The sequence below is a fragment of the Streptosporangium sp. NPDC004631 genome (assembly GCF_053601935.1).
Genome location: NZ_JBSGCR010000029.1, coordinates 40,584 through 55,915 on the forward strand (window position 1 = coordinate 40,584; position 15,332 = coordinate 55,915).

Below are 15,332 nucleotides of genomic sequence, written 5' to 3' on the forward strand. Positions count from 1 at the left end.
GACGACCACCACGGTCACGCCCACCGAGCACCTGATCGTCGAATCGACGTTCCCCTCATCTGAGCCCCGGCACGTCACCTCTTGATCGGAGACCTTGTGGACGCTCTCCCCCGAAGAGCCCGTGAACTGGCGGAGGCCGGGCGGCTGCCCGCCTACGTCTACGACCTGGCCGCGCTCGACGCCCATGCAGCGGCGGTGCGGGCCGCGCTGCCCGGAATCGAGCTGTACTACGCGGCCAAGGCGAACCCGGACCCGGAGCTGCTGCGAGTCCTGGCCCGGCATCTGGACGGCGTCGAGGTCGCCTCCGGCGGCGAGCTGGAACACGTCCTGGGCGTGCTCCCCACGGCCCGGATCGCCTTCGGCGGCCCGGGAAAGACCGACGGCGAGCTCCGGCTCGCCCTCGATCGCGGAGTCGGGCGCCTGCACGTGGAGAGCCCGAACGAGCTGCGCCGCCTGATCGCGACCGGCCGGGAGGCCGACGTGCTCCTCCGGGCCAATCTCGCCCTCTCCATCGGAGACGTGGCCCTGGCCATGGGCGGCGGCGCGACCCCCTTCGGCATGGACCCGGCAGGCATCGCCGAGTGCGTCACGCTCCTGGAAGGACAGGACGCCGTACGCCTGCACGGCATCCACGCCCACCTGGCGAGCGGCCTGGACGCCTCGCGCATGCTGGAGCTGGCCGACGGCGTGCTCCGGTACGCCCGCGGCCTCGGCCTGGCCGAGATCAACCTCGGCGGCGGCATGGCCGTCGACTACGCCGACCCCGACACACGATTCGACTGGGAGACCTATGGCAGGGGCCTGGCCGGCCTGCGCCGCCCCGGCGAGACCCTGCGGATCGAGCCGGGCCGCTCGCTGTCGGTCTACTGCGGCCGGTACGTGACCCGCGTGCTCGACGTCAAGCGCGTCCACGGTGAGCTGTTCGCCGTCGTGGCGGGCGGCACCCATCACCTCCGCACCCCCGCGACCAAGGGCCACGACCAGCCGATGGTCATCGCCGAGGCGGGCGAGCCGGTCACGATCGTCGGCCAGCTCTGCACCCCCAGGGACACCCTCACCCGCCGGGTCCCGGCGGCCCTGGCACCCGGCGACGTCGTGCAGTTCCTCATGGCCGGCGCCTACGCCTGGAACATCTCCCACCACGACTTCCTGATGCACCCGCACCCGGAGTTCTCCTACGTCTGATCAAGACGTCACCGTCGTCCGGCCCCGGGCTCGGGCGGCGACCAAGCTCTCACGTTACGCGCAGAGTGTCGGATCAGCCGTGTTCGTCACCGTACGACCGATAACGCGGTTAGGTCATTGAAGCGCACGATGATCACCATCCCAGGGCAAATTCCCGGTTACCGGAGGGGTCACACCCGTCCGGGTGTGGGATTGATCCTTCTGGCGGAAGGGCTCCCGCGACAAGGGATAAATTATGGGGACACGTCCCTGTAGACGGAGAGCGGCCCGGCTTACCGCCGGAGCACTTCTGACTCTGCAGATCTCGTTCATCGCGCTGGCCGCGGACGGCCCGGCCTCGGCCGACACCGCCCGGCCACCGCTCACCGTCATGGTCGTGGACCCACCCCTGGTGGTCCCGTCCGCCACGGCGCGGCGGGCCACGGCGACCACCGCCCACCGCCTCGGCACCCTGGAGACCGCCCGGCGCTACACCCGGAACCTGTACCGGCGAGCGCAGGAGATCCAGACCCGGCCGGCGGAGAGAGCCCGGCCTGCGGAGAAGGCCAGGCCACCGGAGAGGACGGCACAGCACCTGCCGCCGCTACGGCTCCGCCACGCGGAGGCGGCGCAGCGTCTGAAGCGGGCCGGCCTGGGCTGGAAGTCGTCCGGAGGATGCACCAACCGCAACGTGAGGCAGTGCACCTCACTGGAGGCGGTCAGAACCGCCACCGTGACCGACGTGATCGCGCTGAAGCGCCGGAGCGGATGCCCGGTCGTCATCACCGGGGGCACCGAGATCGGCCACTCCCCGGGGCCCTACAGCCACCACGCGGGCTACAAGCTGGACATCACGCCCAACCGCTGCATCAGCCGCTACATCAAGCGGGAGTACCCGTACCAGCGGGTCCGCGGCGACGGAGCCCCTCTCTACGGCTCCGCGGGAACCGTCTACGCCCGAGAGCCCGACCACTGGGACATTCTCTTCCGCTGACGTCGGCGAGCCGTACGGGCCGGATGCGAACCGGCGTGAAGGCCGCGGACCGGACGGCGGAGCGGGGGAAGGTGCCCGGCGTCCGCCGCGCGGTGACATCACCGCGCGGCGGACGGCCGGCTACGCGAACTCGGCCGCGACCAGTTCGGCGATCTCCGCCGCGTTCAGGGCCGCGCCCTTGCGGAGGTTGTCGCCGCAGACGAACAGGTCGAGGGTGTTGGGGAAGTCGAGGGCCTGACGGATGCGGCCCACGTAGGTCGGGTCGGTGCCGACGACGTCGGCGGGGGTCGGGAAGACGCCGTTGGCCGGGTCGTCCATGACGACCACGGTCGGGGCCGCCTCCAGGATCCGGTGCGCGTCGGCGACGGTGATCTCACGCTCGAAGGTCGCGTGCACGGCCAGCGAGTGGGTGGTGATCACCGGAACCCGGACGCAGGTCGCCGAGACCTTCAGGTCGCCGATCCCCAGGATCTTCCGGGACTCGTTGCGGAGCTTGAGCTCCTCGGAGGCCCAGCCGCCGTCCTTGAGCGAGCCGGCCCACGGCACGACGTTGAACGCCACCGGCGCCGGGAAGGGCGACTCGTCCTCACCCAGCTTGTTCTGCAGGGCCTTGCGCACGTCGCCGGCGCTCTGCCCCACCGTCCGGTCACCGGCGAGGGCCTCGATCTCGTCGTAGAGGCGGGCTGAGCCGGCCACGCCCGCGCCGGAGACCGCCTGGTAGGAGGCGACCACCAGCTCGCGCAGGCCGTACTCCCCGTGGAGCGCGCCTATCGCGGCCATCATCGACAGCGTGGTGCAGTTCGGGGTGGAGACGATGCCCAGCGGGCGGCTGCGCACCGCCTCGGGGTTGACCTCCGGCACGACCAGCGGGACGTCGGGGTTCATCCGGAAGGTGCCCGACTTGTCGATGACGACCGCGCCGCGCCCGGCGGCGATCGGCACCCACACGGCGGAGACCTCGTCCGGCACGTCGAAGATCGCGATGTCGACCCCGTCGAAGACCTCGGCGGTCAGCTCCTGGACGACCAGGTCCTCCCCGCGGACCCGCAGGACCCTCCCCGCCGACCTGGCGGACGCGACGAGCTTGACGTCGCCGTAGACGTCCTCCCGGTTGGAGATGATGTCGCGCATGACGGTGCCCACGGCACCGGTCGCGCCGATCAGGGCGAGGGTGGGCTTGCGGCTCATCGGCCGGTACCTCCGTAGATCACGGCTTCGACCTGGTCGGCGTCGAGGTTGAACGCGCGGTGCGCGGCGGTGACCGCCGAGTCCACCTCGTCCTGCCCGACGATCACCGAGATGCGGATCTCCGAGGTGGAGATCATCTCGATGTTCACCCCCGCGTCGGCGAGGGCGGCGAAGAACGTCGCGGTGACGCCGGGGTGCGAGCGCATGCCCGCCCCGACCAGCGACACCTTCCCGATCTGGTCGTCGAAGAGCAGCGACTCGAAGCCGATGTTCTCCTGGATCTTCTTCAGCGCGGTGAGCGCCGTGGAGCCGTCGCTCGCGGGCAGCGTGAAGGAGATGTCCGTCCGGCCGGTCGCCGCCGCCGACACGTTCTGCACGATCATGTCGATGTTGACCTCGGCGTCGGCCAGCGTCTTGAAGATCGTGGCAGCCTCGCCGACCTTGTCGGGCACCCCGACAACGGTGATCTTGGCCTCGCTCCGGTCGTGCGCGACGCCGGAGATGATCGGCTGCTCCATCTCTGTTCCTTCGCTGTCGGGGTCCGAGACGACCCACGTGCCTTCCTTGGTGCTGAACGAACTTCTGACGTGGATCGGCAGGTTGAAGCGGCGAGCATACTCGACGCAGCGCAGGTGCAGGATCTTGGCTCCACAGGCCGCCATCTCCATCATCTCCTCGTAGGAGATCCTGGGGACCTTGCGGGCGACCGGGACGATCCGCGGATCCGCGGTGAAAACGCCGTCCACATCGGTGTAGATCTCGCACACGTCGGCGTTCAGGGCGGCGGCGAGCGCGACGGCGGTCGTGTCGGAACCGCCCCGGCCGAGCGTGGTGATGTCCTTGGTGTCCTGGGAGACCCCCTGGAAACCGGCCACGATCGCCACCTGACCGGCGTCGAGCGCGCCCTTTATCCGGCCGGGCGTCACGTCGATGATGCGGGCCCGGCCGTGGGAGGAGTCGGTGATCACACCGGCCTGGGAACCGGTGAACGAGCACGCCTCCTGTCCCAGGTTGGCGATCGCCATCGCCAGCAGAGCCATCGAGATGCGCTCACCGGAGGTGAGCAGCATGTCGAGCTCACGGCCCGGCGGCAGCGGCGAGACCTGCTGGGCGAGGTCCAGCAGCTCGTCGGTGGTGTCGCCCATCGCCGAGACGATCACCACGACGTCGTTGCCGGCTTTTTTCGTCGTGACGATACGCTGGGCGACCCGCTTGATGCAGGACGCGTCGGCGACGGACGAACCACCGTACTTCTGAACAACGAGCGCCACGAGATGTCTCCGAAGCAATCTAGGGCTGTGGAGCTCTCAGTCTAATGGCGCACCGGCGGAGCACTTCTGGTCTGGCCCAGTATGTGGACGATCACACCGTTGTGCGCTCTTCCGCCACATCCAACCGGGTGTGCGCGACAAGCGCCTGAAGGGCGCGCATGGCCGCCCCCGCGTGGTTACCCCAGGTGTTGAAGTAGGAGTACTGCCACCACCACAGCGCCTCCAGCGGACGCCCCGCCTGATAGTGCCGCAGGCCGTGGAGAAGATCGGCGGCCACGGCGGTGAGATCGTCCGACAGCCGGTACGGAGTGACCGAGGTGTCCTTGTAGGGGTCGAAGACCTCCGCGTAGTCGTCCACCGGGCCGAGCCGCTCGGCGAGGGCCGTACGGACGGCGTCGACGTCCGGGTCCTCGCTCAGATGCGGTTCCCAGTTACCGGACAGGATCACGTCCTGGCTGGCCCCGAGCTGCGCGCCGGCCGAGCTGACCTGCGCGACCTCCACAAGGAGCAGCGGCAGAATGGCGTCACCGCCCTCGCCGCCCGCCAGCCTGGTCAGGCCGTCGATGTAGTTCTCCGCGTGACCGGCGACCCGTTCCGCGAGAGCACCCCATGCGTCAGACATCCAGCAGCCTCCTACCCTCGAACGCGCGGCCCAAGGTGACCTCGTCGGCATACTCAAGGTCACCGCCTACCGGCAGGCCGCTGGCCAGTCGTGTGACTCTCAGCCCCATCGGCTTCACCAGACGGGCGAGATAGGTCGCCGTCGCCTCCCCCTCCAGATTGGGGTCGGTGGCGAGGATCAACTCGGTGACCCGGCCGTCGGCCAGGCGCGTCATCAGCTCACGGATGCGCAGGTCGTCGGGGCCCACCCCGTCGATCGGGCTGATCGCCCCACCGAGCACATGGTAACGGCCCCGGAACTCGCGGGTCTTCTCGATCGCCACGACGTCCTTGGACTCCTCGACGACGCAGATCACCTGGGGATCGCGCCGGACGTCACGGCAGATCCGGCACTCCTCCTCGGCTGCGACGTTCCCGCAGACCCGGCAGAAGCGGACCTTGTCCTTGACCTCCAGCAGCGCGTGGGCGAGCCGCTTCACATCGGCCGGCTCCGCGGCCAGCAGGTGGAACGCGATCCGCTGCGCGCTCTTGGGACCGACGCCGGGCAGCATCCCCAGCTCGTCGATCAGGTTCTGGACGACCCCCTCGTACATGACTCAGAACCCGGGCAGCTGGCCGAGCCCGCTCCCGCCTCCCAGCCCCTGTGCGAGCGGCCCGAGCTTCTCCTGCTGGAGGTCCGCGGCCGCCCGGACGGCATCCCGGATCGCGGCGATGACCAGGTCGGCGATGGTGTCGGCCGTGTCCTGGGGGTCACCGGGGTCGACGACCTCGGGACTGATCCTCAGTTCGAGCAGTTCGCCCCCGCCGTTGACCGTGGCCACGACAAGACCACCGCCCGCCGTGCCCTCGACCTGGGCGTCGTTCAACTCCTGCTGGGCGCTCACCAGCTGCTGCTGCATCAGCTGCGCCTGTTCCAGCAACTGCTGCAGGTTGACATCCCCTGGATTCACCGTCGTGTGCTCCTCGTCCGTGACGTCAGTCGTCACGAGCCTACGGGGTCGGAGGCCGGTATCGCACTGGCGCATGCCGTGTTCCCCCTGGACTGCGGCCAAACCACTCAAGGGTCCCGATCCGCGCCGGCGGAACTCCTCCACGACCACCGCGCCATCCCGGCGGCACCCCGTCACGGTGCCGGGACAGGCAGGCGCTCCGTCGGGTCCCGGCCCCCCTCCACGACGTCCGGGACCCGACGTCACACGCACCGGAGCGGCCGCACACGGCGGCGTGTGGTCCCGAAGGTATCCAACTCCAGGTTGCACACACGTTGCGATCGACCCATCACCCTTCGCACTTCCTTTTGGCCGAATCGGTTGCGGGCGGAGGTCTCCACCGCAGATGCTTCGCCCACCGGTCTGATTCCTGGGGGTGGCACATGCCCGACGGCCGCCCGAGAGCCGTCTCGGATCCGGACGCCTACTCGGTACGGCTAAGCCGCCTGCACGAGGCCGCCCTGAACTCCGGGCGGCCACCGGACAGGGCGCTGCGGAGCCTGATCTCCGCCTCGTGGCGCCGCTCCATGGAAGCGGGCGTCGATCCCGACGCCAGGTCGGCCCCGCCTGCCTTCGAACACCGCGACATCCAGGAGGTCCGGTCGGCGCACCCCATGAGCGCGCTGCTGCCGCTCATCGCCGAGACGCTCCTGGATACCGCCTCGGCGAGCGAGCACATCCTGATCGTCACCGACGCCGACGGCCGGGTGCTCTGGCGCGACGGCGACCACCGGGCGATGAGCAGGGCCGACGAGGTGGGGCTGGCCGACGGCTTCCACTGGGGGGAGCGGGCGATCGGCACGAACGGCATGGGCACCGCGCTCGCGACCCGGCGGCCGGTCCACATCTTCGCCGCCGAACATCTGGTCAGAGCCCTTCACCTCTGGTCCTGCTCCGCCGCGCCGATCATCGACCCGGACAGCGGCGAGGTGCTCGGCTGCGTCGACCTCAGCGGGACCATGCACACCCTGCACCCGGCGACCGTGGCCCTCGTCGAGACGACGGCACGCCTGGCCGAGAGCCATCTCGCGCTGCGCATGCGCGAACGCGACGACCGGTTCCGCACCCACCACGGCAGACACCTGCGGGCACTGCGCGGCGAGCCGGGCGCCCTGGTCACCGCGACGGGACGCGTCGTGGCCGGCGGCCGGACCCAGCGGTGGAACCGCCGAGTCCGCCTGCCCGAGTCGGGCGACCGGGTGGTCCTGCCCGACGGCCGTGCCGCGCTGCTCGACCCGCTCGGCGAGGGTTTCCTGCTCCGTCTCCCCGACCAGCCGCACGTCCCGGTGCTCACCCTGTCCTTCCTCGGCGCCGAGCATCCGTCCGCAGGCCTCGACGGGGCCCGCGTCCCACTCTCCCTGCGTCACGCCGAGATCCTCACGCTGCTGGCCCTCAACCCCCAGGGGGCGACGGCCGACCAGCTCTCCTTCCACCTGTACGGCGACATGGGCAACCCGGTGACCGTCCGCGCCGAGATCCACCGCCTCCGCGCCCGGCTCGGGCCCGTCATCGCCGCCAAGCCGTACCGGCTGGCCTGCGCGGTCGAGGCCGACTTTCTCCATCTCAGACGCCTCCTCGCCGGACAGGAGGCCGCCCCGGTCGCCCGCGCCTACGGCGGCCCGCTGCTGCCCCGGTCGGAGTCCCCGGCCATCCGCGGCGAACGTGACGAGCTCGAAGGCCAGGTCCGCGCCCACCTTCTGCTCCGGGGCTCCCCCGACGACCTGTGGGCCTACGCGAACACCGAATACGCCAAGAACGATCCGCACGTCCTGGAGCGGCTCGCCGCCATGCTCCCCGCAGACGACCATCGCGGGGCCGCGGCCCGGATCCGCCTCATCGGCCTCGGCCCGCCCTAGCCCGGCCGACATCGTCTCGCCCCGGGCAACCGGTCTTCCCGGACCGGTCGCGACCCTCGCCTCCCGGCAACCCGCACAGGCGGAGCCGACCACGCCGCGGCCACGAACACCCCCAACCTGTCCGGCCCCAACCGGCCGCGCCACGGTCCTCACCCGGGCAACCACAGCACTCACCCGGGAACCGGCCCAGGCCGGGCCGCGATGCTCACCGGCCGCATCCACGGGTACGGCGGCACACCGGCGGCCCCGGCCTTCCCCGTCCGAGACCTTTCTACGGGTGGCCGCTCGACTTGATCGCGGAGGGCGGAACGTCGTGTCCCGCGGGTCCGAGAGCTTCCTACGGGGTGGCCGCTCAGGTGTGGTCGATCTCACCGATGATCTGGCCGCCCAGCTCACGCTGGATGAGGGCCATGCCGGTGAGTGCGTCGACGTCGGCGTCGGCGTCGTTCAGCGGATCGACCTCGTCGGCGTCGGGGGCGGGGTCACGGCGGGGCACCGCGTCCGGCCAGGCCGCCCTGCCGCCACCGGCTTTCGGCCCCGACTGGGCCGCGGCCCTGGCCGCCGAGCGTGCGGCGGCGAGGCCGGGATTCGAGCCGGGGTTTGAACCGTGGCTTGAGCCACGGTTTGAGGCATGGTTTGAACCGGGATTTGGGCCGGGAGGCGAGCCGGGATCCTCGGGGAGCGGAGCGTCCGGCCAGGACTCGTCGGTGGCGGGCCGGGCCTGCGGCCGGGGACGCGGCCGGCCCTGCTCGGCCGGGGGCTGCGAGGCGGCCGGGGACGCGGCGGCCGGCCCCGCGGGCGGCGTGCCGGACGGCCCGGTGGACGGCCCCGCGGGCGGCGCGGAGCCCGGTGCGGGAGCGGGCCTGGCTGCGTGCTCCTGGCGCGGTGAGGCCGAGGGCCGGGGCGGGGCGGGGGGACGGGTGCCTCCGGCCGGGGCGGGGCCGCCGCCGACCACCGCCTCGACCTTCCAGTTGCCGCCCAGAACCTCCTGCAGCGCGGCGGCGACCACCGCGTCCTTACCGCCGCCGATGAAGTTCCTCATCGCGCCGACCTGGGCGAAACCCAGGGTGACGATGTTGCCCTCGACCCCCACGACCTGGGCGTTGGTGTTGACGTTCGCCCAGACGACGATGCTGCGCTGTTTGAGCACGCCGAGCACCTGCGGCCACATCTGGTGGACCGCTCCCCCCTCCTGCCCGGAGTCGGCGGCGGCCGTCGGGCCGGAGGCCCGCGAGGCCGGGGGGACGTCCTGGGAGGCGTGGGGAGAGCGCGGGGTCTGGGCCCGAGGTTCGGTCATCGGGGCGCCGGGCCTGGCGGGGGTGGGCCAGTCGTCGTCCCGTGCGCGGGGGGCGCCGGGCGAGGCGGCGGGAGCCGTACCGGCGGCGGGGGAGGGAGCGGCGGGGGGCGGAGTGGACGCGGAGGCCGCGGAGTGCGCGGGCGCGGCGGAGGGCCGATCCTGGGAGACCGGCACCGTGGAGGTCGCCGGGCCGGAGCCGGGGGTGGAGACGGAAAGGTGGACGGGGGCCGGAGCGAAGGTGCCGGGGGATGTGGCGACGCCCCCCTTCTCCAGCCGCTCCAGCCGGGCGAGCAGCGCCGCCTCGTCCCGCGCGACGCCGGGCAGCAGCGTCCTGGCGCACATCAGCTCCAGCAGCAGCCGGGGCGAGGCCGCGCCGCGCATCTCGGTCAGGCCCGCGTTGAAGATCTCCGCGGCACGGGTCAGCTCGGCCGGGCCCATCGAGGCGGCCTGCTCCTGGAGCCGCTCCAGCTCGTCGGCGGGCCGGTCAAGCAGCCCGCTGCCGGCCGCCTCCGGCACATTGGCCAGGATCACCAGGTCACGGAAGCGCTCCAGCAGGTCCATCGCGAACCTGCGGGGGTCGTGCCCCCCCTCGACCACCCGGTTCACCGCGTGGAAGACCCGCGCGCCGTCACGGGCGGCGAAGGCGGCGACCACGTCGTCGAGCAGGTCTCCGTCGGTGTAACCCAGCAGGGAGACCGCGCGGGCATAGGTGATGCCCGCCTCGTCCGACCCGGCGAACAGCTGGTCGAGGATCGACAGGGAGTCACGGGCCGACCCGGCGCCCGCCCGGACCACCAGCGGCAGCGCGGCGGGCTCGAAGGGGACGCTCTCGGAGGTGAGGATCTCCTCCATGAGGGTGCGCAACGCCGCGGGCGGGATCAGCCGGAAGGGGTAGTGGTGGGTCCGGGACTTGATCGTCCCGATGACCTTCTCCGGCTCGGTGGTCGCGAAGACGAACTTCAGGTGCGAGGGAGGCTCCTCGACGAGCTTGAGCAGCGCGTTGAACCCCTCGCGGGTCACCATGTGCGCCTCGTCGATGATGTAGATCTTGAAGCGCGCCGACACCGGCGCGAAGAAGGCCCGCTCACGCAGGTCGCGGGCGTCGTCCACACCGCCGTGCGACGCGGCGTCGATCTCGATGACGTCGAGGTGCCCGGGCCCGGTGGGGGCCAGCGCCACGCAGGAGTCGCACTCGCCGCAAGGGTCGGGGGTCGGGCCCTTCTCGCAGTTCAGGGAGCGGGCCAGGATCCGGGCGCTGGAGGTCTTGCCACACCCTCGGGGCCCGCTGAACAGATAGGCGTGGTTGATCCGGCCGCTCCGCAGCGCCTGCCGCAGCGGCTCGGTGACGTGTTCCTGCCCCTTGACCTCCGCGAAGGTCCCGGGCCGGTACTTGCGGTACAGCGCAAGACTCATGCGACGATCCCACCTGCGAGGGAGCCTGAAACGAAGAGACCCCTCGCACACCCGCCAGAGCCTGCTTATCCTTGCTGCCTTCCGGCCCTGGGGAGGTTCACAGGATGACGCCGCGCGAGGGGTCCGGGCCCAGTCTAGCCTCTGATCGGAGTGCTCGGGTGCCGGAATATGTGGTCAACGCACCCGGAAAAGTCCGGTAGGCTTCTCGCGGAGGATTCGCCTAGTTGGCCTAGGGCGCACGCTTGGAAAGCGTGTTGGGGGCAACCCCTCAGGAGTTCGAATCTCCTATCCTCCGCCACGGCTCACAGCCACACTACAGAAGCCCGCTTCCATCCCGGAGCGGGCTTCCGTGCGTCAGGGTCTCAATTCGGGTCTCAGCCGGCCTGTCCGGAGGACTCCCCACCCCCGTCCGCCGCACCGCCCCCCTCTCGGCGTCCCCGAAGGGCGAGGGAGCTCACGGCCTCCGGGGCCGGCCATGAGACGGTGGAGGGGCGGGGAGGGCCACCCGGGTGGCGGCCAACGGCGTCACGGCGCCGGCTCCGGAGGTGGGCGAACCACCGGCATGTCCGGTCCTCCCGAGGGCAGTGGGGGGTACCAAGAGGATCGAAGGGACGTCGGCGATGGACTTCAGAGACGATGCCCGGCTGGACAGTTCACAGGTCGAGAGCGGCGGGCGGAGAGGGCTCCCCGGGGGCGGCCTGGCGATCGGCGGCGGCGCGGCCGGGATCATCGCGCTCGTTGTGGCGCTGATATTCGGAATCAACCCCGGAGACATCACCGGCTCCGACCCCGCCCCGGTGGGCCCCCGTTCCAACCTGGGCGCCCAGTGCAGGACCGGGCAGGACGCCGACCAGAACGAGGAGTGCCGGGTGGTCGGCGTGGTCAACAGCGTCCAGGACTACTGGTCCAAGGCCATGGGGGACTATCGCCCGGCCAAGACCGTCCTGTTCTCCGGTCAGGTGAACACCGGCTGCGGCGCCGCCGACTCCTCGGTGGGACCGTTCTACTGCCCGGCCGACCAGCGGGTCTATCTCGACCTGAGCTTCTTCGACCAGTTGCAGAGCAGGTTCGGCGCCAAGGGCGGACCGTTCGCCCAGGCGTACGTCATCGGGCACGAGTACGGCCATCACGTGCAGAACCTGCTCGGCACCAGCGCCAGGGTCCGGGGCGACCGGCAGGGCCCGACGAGCGGCTCGGTCCGGCTGGAGCTTCAGGCCGACTGCTACGCCGGCGCGTGGGCCAAGAACGCCTACGAGACGGGCCTGTTCGAGAAGCCGTTCAGCAGGCAGGACATCGAGGAGGCGCTGAGCGCGGCCTCGGCCGTGGGCGACGACAGCATCCAGAAGCGCGCCCGGGGCCGGGTGGACCCGGAGGGTTTCACCCACGGGACGTCGGCGCAGCGTGTCAGGTGGTTCACCACCGGTTATCAGAGCGGCGACCCCGCCACGTGCGACACATTCGCCGGGAGCATCTGACAGGGCCGCTGACCTGGGGCGGGGGCGACCCTGCGGGCAAAAAACCCGAATCTCTCATAAACTACATAGTGTGATCTTCAAGCTGGTCGGCGATGGCCGGCCCTACCCCGAGCACGGCCTCTCGCATCGCGAGTGGGCGCAGATACCACCGCGACAGGTCCGGCTCGACACGCTGATCACCACAAAAGCGGTGCTGGACCTGCACTCCCTGCTCGCCAAGGACTCCACTTTCTACGGCGACCTGTTCCCGCACGTGGTCCAGTGGCGGGGCGACCTCTACCTGGAGGACGGCCTGCACCGGGCGCTGCGCTCGGCCCTGCATCAGCGCTCCGTCCTGCACGCCCGGGTCCTTGAGCTGCCCGCCGACGGCGGGGGGCTCGACCAGGGATCCTGGAACCAGGGATCCTGAGGCCGGGACAGAGGCGAAGCGAGCTGCGAAGAGTGGAAAAACGAAGACGGCGAAGAGGACGACGAGAAGGGCTCCCGGTGAACCGGGAGCCCTTCTGCGCGACGACGGTCCCGGCGAAGCGGCCCCGGCCACCCGGTCGCGGCAGAACCGGCCGGGTCATCGGCCGGACGACATGGGAAATCCCGAACGCCGCCGAGTGGCCCGCCTAGGAATCCGGCATGTGAGCCCCAAGGAACGAGAGCGTTCTGGTGAGAGCCTCGCCGGCCTCCCAGCGGTTGAGATGGAACTGGTATTCGTGCGGAAGGGCGGGTTCGTGGCCGGCGTCCCAGAACAGCGCGTCCACCGAAACACCCAGGCTCCGCAGCCGTGCGGCGAAGGGAACCGACTGAATCGGCGTGAGCGAGTCACCGTTGCCGCCGGAGATGTAGGTGGGCGGGAATTCCGCGGTGACGTGTTCGATGACGGACATCTGATCACCCACGGGGGTCGACTCCCATTCGCGTGATCCCGAATAGGCCCACAGCGCGACGTTGAAACCCCAGGCGCTGAGCCATTGCGCCTGACGCATCGAGCTCAGGTCGTAGACACCGCAGTTGAGGACGACACCACGGAGTTCCTCCGGCTCAAGCGCGGGCTGGATGTCCAGCGACCGCGCATAGTCCGCGTTCGTCACCAGGGTGGCCAGCTGGCTCGCGAGTTGAGCACCGGCAGAGTCACCGGCCAGGACGACGTTGTCCGGATCGGCCCGCAGCGCGTCGGCGTGCTCCCGCAGGTAACGGAGTGCCTTGTTGAGCTGGTGCACCGCGGTGGGATAGCGGTGTCCAGGGGCGATCGAGTAGTTGACACCGACAACCGTGTAGCCGTGAGAGGCCAGTATCTTCAGGTACGGGGCGACATCGGCCTTGGAGCCGGAGATCCACGCTCCACCGTGGATCCAGACGACGGTCGGGAGCCTGCCCGTTCCCCGATCGGGAGTGAAGACGTCGAGTGTGGTGTCGGCACCGTCGTTTCCGTAGCCGAGGTCGAACCGCGCGGAAACTCCAGACGCGGGGACATGTGGGGCCATCTCCTCGGCCGTCTTCGCACCGCCCCGCTCGAAGACATAACGGATCACCATCGCCGACGGCCATGGCGTCACGTAGGTCACCACGACCAGGAAGGCCAGTAAAACGCCGAGCACAATCACCGGAAGCCTGACTGGCCGCCTCCATTTAAATCGCCATCTCGGCAGCCATTTCATTGCGTCGCCTTTCGTGCAGAGTCGGCGATTCTGACCACTTCTCGTTTCGCTTTATCCGTCCATCCGGCCACGCCACGTCAACCAAGTCCTACGGCGCCGCCCTCGTTCTTCACGTTTTTCTTCCTGCATTTTTCATCAAGATATAAAGTACGGGTGAAATATTGTCAATCCCCGGCCGGCGCACCTCCGACCACGCGCGCCGGCCGACCCGCCCCCTCAGGCATCGAGCCGTTCCCGCCCCAGCCACGGCAGACACGCCGGTCAGCGGCGACCGCCACCCCGGCAGGGGACTCAACCCATCACACGGCAGGCGTTCGCATCGGCGGACCGGCCTGTCACCCGAGTACGCGACACCCCGCGAATCCGCCCGGCGGCGGAATATTCGAAATCGCGGGAAGCGAAGAAAACCCCTCCGCGGCAGGCCGCCCACCAAATTCCGGCGACGGCCCTTTCTCTTTCCACGGGCCAGACGGAAAGCGCCGAAGACAAGAACACGGCCGCCTGCCCGGATATCAGCGGTGAGGCGAACGCACACCCGGGGGAGGGCGCTCTTCGAAAGAGCGCTCCGCTACGGCGGCCACGAGCCCCTCATGACACCGGGCCGACCGATGCCGGGCAGCTCGTCGAGGGCGCCGAACAGGGCGCGGGTATCACAGCGGAGTGGCTCAGGGCTGCGGCGACCGGACGAAGGCCCTCAGGGAACGGGGCCTCCACGTCGCCGACGGCGCCGCGAACGGCCTCGACGGGCCGGCCAAGCGGCCCCGCCGGGGCCTGGACGGCGAGAACCCCCGGCGAACCTTCGTTCGCCGGGGGTTCCCATGGTGCCCGGATGGCGGTGGAGGTGGGATTTGAACCCACGGATAGGTTGCCCCATCACACGCTTTCGAGGCGTGCGCCCTCGGCCACTAGGCGACTCCACCGCCGAGCAGCTTACCGGATATCCGCTATTGTTCGCGCATCCGTCGGGCGGCGAAGAACTCGGTGAGGACCTCGGCGCACTCGCCGGCCAGCACATCCGTGACCACCTCGGGCCGGTGGTTGAGCCGACGGTCCCGCACCACGTCCCAGAGCGAGCCCACGGCACCCCCCTTGGGGTCCACGGCACCGTAGACGACACGGTCGACCCTGGCCAGCACCGCCGCCCCGGCGCACATCGTGCAGGGCTCCAGCGTGACCACCAGCGTGCACCCGGCCAGCCGCCACTCGCCTCGGAGCCGCGCGGCCTGCCTCAGGGCGAGGATCTCGGCGTGCGCGGTCGGATCGTTCAGAGACTCGCGGTCGTTTCCGGCCTCGGCCAGCACCGCGCCGTCCGGGGCGAGGACGACGGCGCCGACCGGCACCTCACCCCTGGCACCCGCCCGTACGGCCTGCGCCAGGGCGAGCCGCATCCCCGGGACGTAATCCGTCATCGCGGC

13 protein-coding genes, 2 tRNA genes and 1 other RNA gene are annotated in these 15,332 nt (G+C 70.5%); 6 read left to right on the forward strand and 10 right to left on the reverse strand.

The genetic code is table 11. The annotated features are described in order from the left end of the window. The first annotated feature begins 96 nt into the window (after positions 1–96). Positions 97–1,185: a type III PLP-dependent enzyme gene (locus ACWEF2_RS24830; protein WP_453818755.1), complete on the forward strand. Its 1,089-nt coding sequence runs from the start codon at positions 97–99 to the stop codon at positions 1,183–1,185. A gap of 235 nt (positions 1,186–1,420) precedes the next feature. Continuing rightward, complete coding sequence (locus tag ACWEF2_RS24835) at positions 1,421–2,158, forward strand: hypothetical protein (RefSeq protein WP_453818756.1); 738 nt, start codon at positions 1,421–1,423, stop codon at positions 2,156–2,158. A 120-nt stretch (positions 2,159–2,278) separates the two neighbouring features. On the opposite strand, the gene ACWEF2_RS24840 is transcribed toward ACWEF2_RS24835, so the two are convergent. From ACWEF2_RS24840 to ACWEF2_RS24860, 5 genes are all read right to left on the reverse strand, one after another. Continuing rightward, positions 2,279–3,346 (reverse strand): aspartate-semialdehyde dehydrogenase, encoded by a 1,068-nt coding sequence (locus tag ACWEF2_RS24840; protein ID WP_453818757.1) that lies wholly within the window; start codon positions 3,344–3,346, stop codon positions 2,279–2,281. Then, on the reverse strand, positions 3,343–4,617 hold the full coding sequence (locus ACWEF2_RS24845) for an aspartate kinase (protein ID WP_453818758.1): 1,275 nt from the start codon (positions 4,615–4,617) through the stop codon (positions 3,343–3,345). The genes ACWEF2_RS24840 and ACWEF2_RS24845 overlap by 4 nt, the downstream gene beginning before the upstream one ends. A gap of 91 nt (positions 4,618–4,708) precedes the next feature. Further along, complete coding sequence (locus ACWEF2_RS24850; protein WP_355600273.1) at positions 4,709–5,239, reverse strand: DUF5063 domain-containing protein; 531 nt, start codon at positions 5,237–5,239, stop codon at positions 4,709–4,711. After that, positions 5,232–5,831 (reverse strand): recombination mediator RecR, encoded by a 600-nt coding sequence (recR, locus tag ACWEF2_RS24855; protein WP_355600272.1) that lies wholly within the window; start codon positions 5,829–5,831, stop codon positions 5,232–5,234. Before recR ends, ACWEF2_RS24850 begins: the two co-directional genes overlap by 8 nt. A gap of 3 nt (positions 5,832–5,834) precedes the next feature. Continuing rightward, a complete protein-coding gene (locus ACWEF2_RS24860; protein ID WP_355600278.1) occupies positions 5,835–6,188 on the reverse strand; it encodes a YbaB/EbfC family nucleoid-associated protein in 354 nt (117 codons plus the stop codon). A 422-nt stretch (positions 6,189–6,610) separates the two neighbouring features. On the opposite strand from ACWEF2_RS24860, the gene ACWEF2_RS24865 reads away from it, so the two are divergent. Beyond that, positions 6,611–8,083, forward strand: a complete 1,473-nt coding sequence (locus tag ACWEF2_RS24865) for a GAF domain-containing protein (protein WP_453818759.1) — start codon at positions 6,611–6,613, stop codon at positions 8,081–8,083. 352 nt (positions 8,084–8,435) lie between these two features. Here the strand turns inward: ACWEF2_RS24865 and ACWEF2_RS24870 are convergent, their stop codons facing one another. After that, positions 8,436–10,793 (reverse strand): DNA polymerase III subunit gamma and tau, encoded by a 2,358-nt coding sequence (locus ACWEF2_RS24870; protein ID WP_453818760.1) that lies wholly within the window; start codon positions 10,791–10,793, stop codon positions 8,436–8,438. Positions 10,794–10,824: 31 nt separating this feature from the next. Then, positions 10,825–10,920: signal recognition particle sRNA small type (ffs, locus tag ACWEF2_RS24875), an RNA gene on the reverse strand. A gap of 82 nt (positions 10,921–11,002) precedes the next feature. Between ffs and ACWEF2_RS24880 the strand changes: the two genes are divergently transcribed. From ACWEF2_RS24880 to ACWEF2_RS24890, 3 genes are all read left to right on the forward strand, one after another. Next, a tRNA-Ser gene (locus ACWEF2_RS24880) sits at positions 11,003–11,091 on the forward strand. 322 nt (positions 11,092–11,413) lie between these two features. After that, the gene (gene ypfJ / locus ACWEF2_RS24885) at positions 11,414–12,268 is read left to right on the forward strand and encodes a KPN_02809 family neutral zinc metallopeptidase (protein WP_453818761.1); all 855 of its coding nucleotides are present in this window, start codon (positions 11,414–11,416) and stop codon (positions 12,266–12,268) included. Between the two features lie 70 nt (positions 12,269–12,338). Then, positions 12,339–12,677: a type II toxin-antitoxin system VapB family antitoxin gene (locus ACWEF2_RS24890; RefSeq protein ID WP_453818762.1), complete on the forward strand. Its 339-nt coding sequence runs from the start codon at positions 12,339–12,341 to the stop codon at positions 12,675–12,677. Positions 12,678–12,882: 205 nt separating this feature from the next. On the opposite strand, the gene ACWEF2_RS24895 is transcribed toward ACWEF2_RS24890, so the two are convergent. The 3 genes from ACWEF2_RS24895 to tadA all read right to left on the reverse strand — a co-directional run bounded on the left by ACWEF2_RS24895 (position 12,883) and on the right by tadA (position 15,326). Beyond that, a complete protein-coding gene (locus ACWEF2_RS24895; RefSeq protein WP_453818763.1) occupies positions 12,883–13,863 on the reverse strand; it encodes an alpha/beta hydrolase in 981 nt (326 codons plus the stop codon). An 884-nt stretch (positions 13,864–14,747) separates the two neighbouring features. Then, positions 14,748–14,837 (reverse strand) — tRNA-Ser (locus ACWEF2_RS24900). 24 nt (positions 14,838–14,861) lie between these two features. Further along, positions 14,862–15,326 (reverse strand): tRNA adenosine(34) deaminase TadA, encoded by a 465-nt coding sequence (gene tadA, locus ACWEF2_RS24905; RefSeq protein ID WP_453818764.1) that lies wholly within the window; start codon positions 15,324–15,326, stop codon positions 14,862–14,864. Positions 15,327–15,332 lie beyond the last annotated feature (6 nt).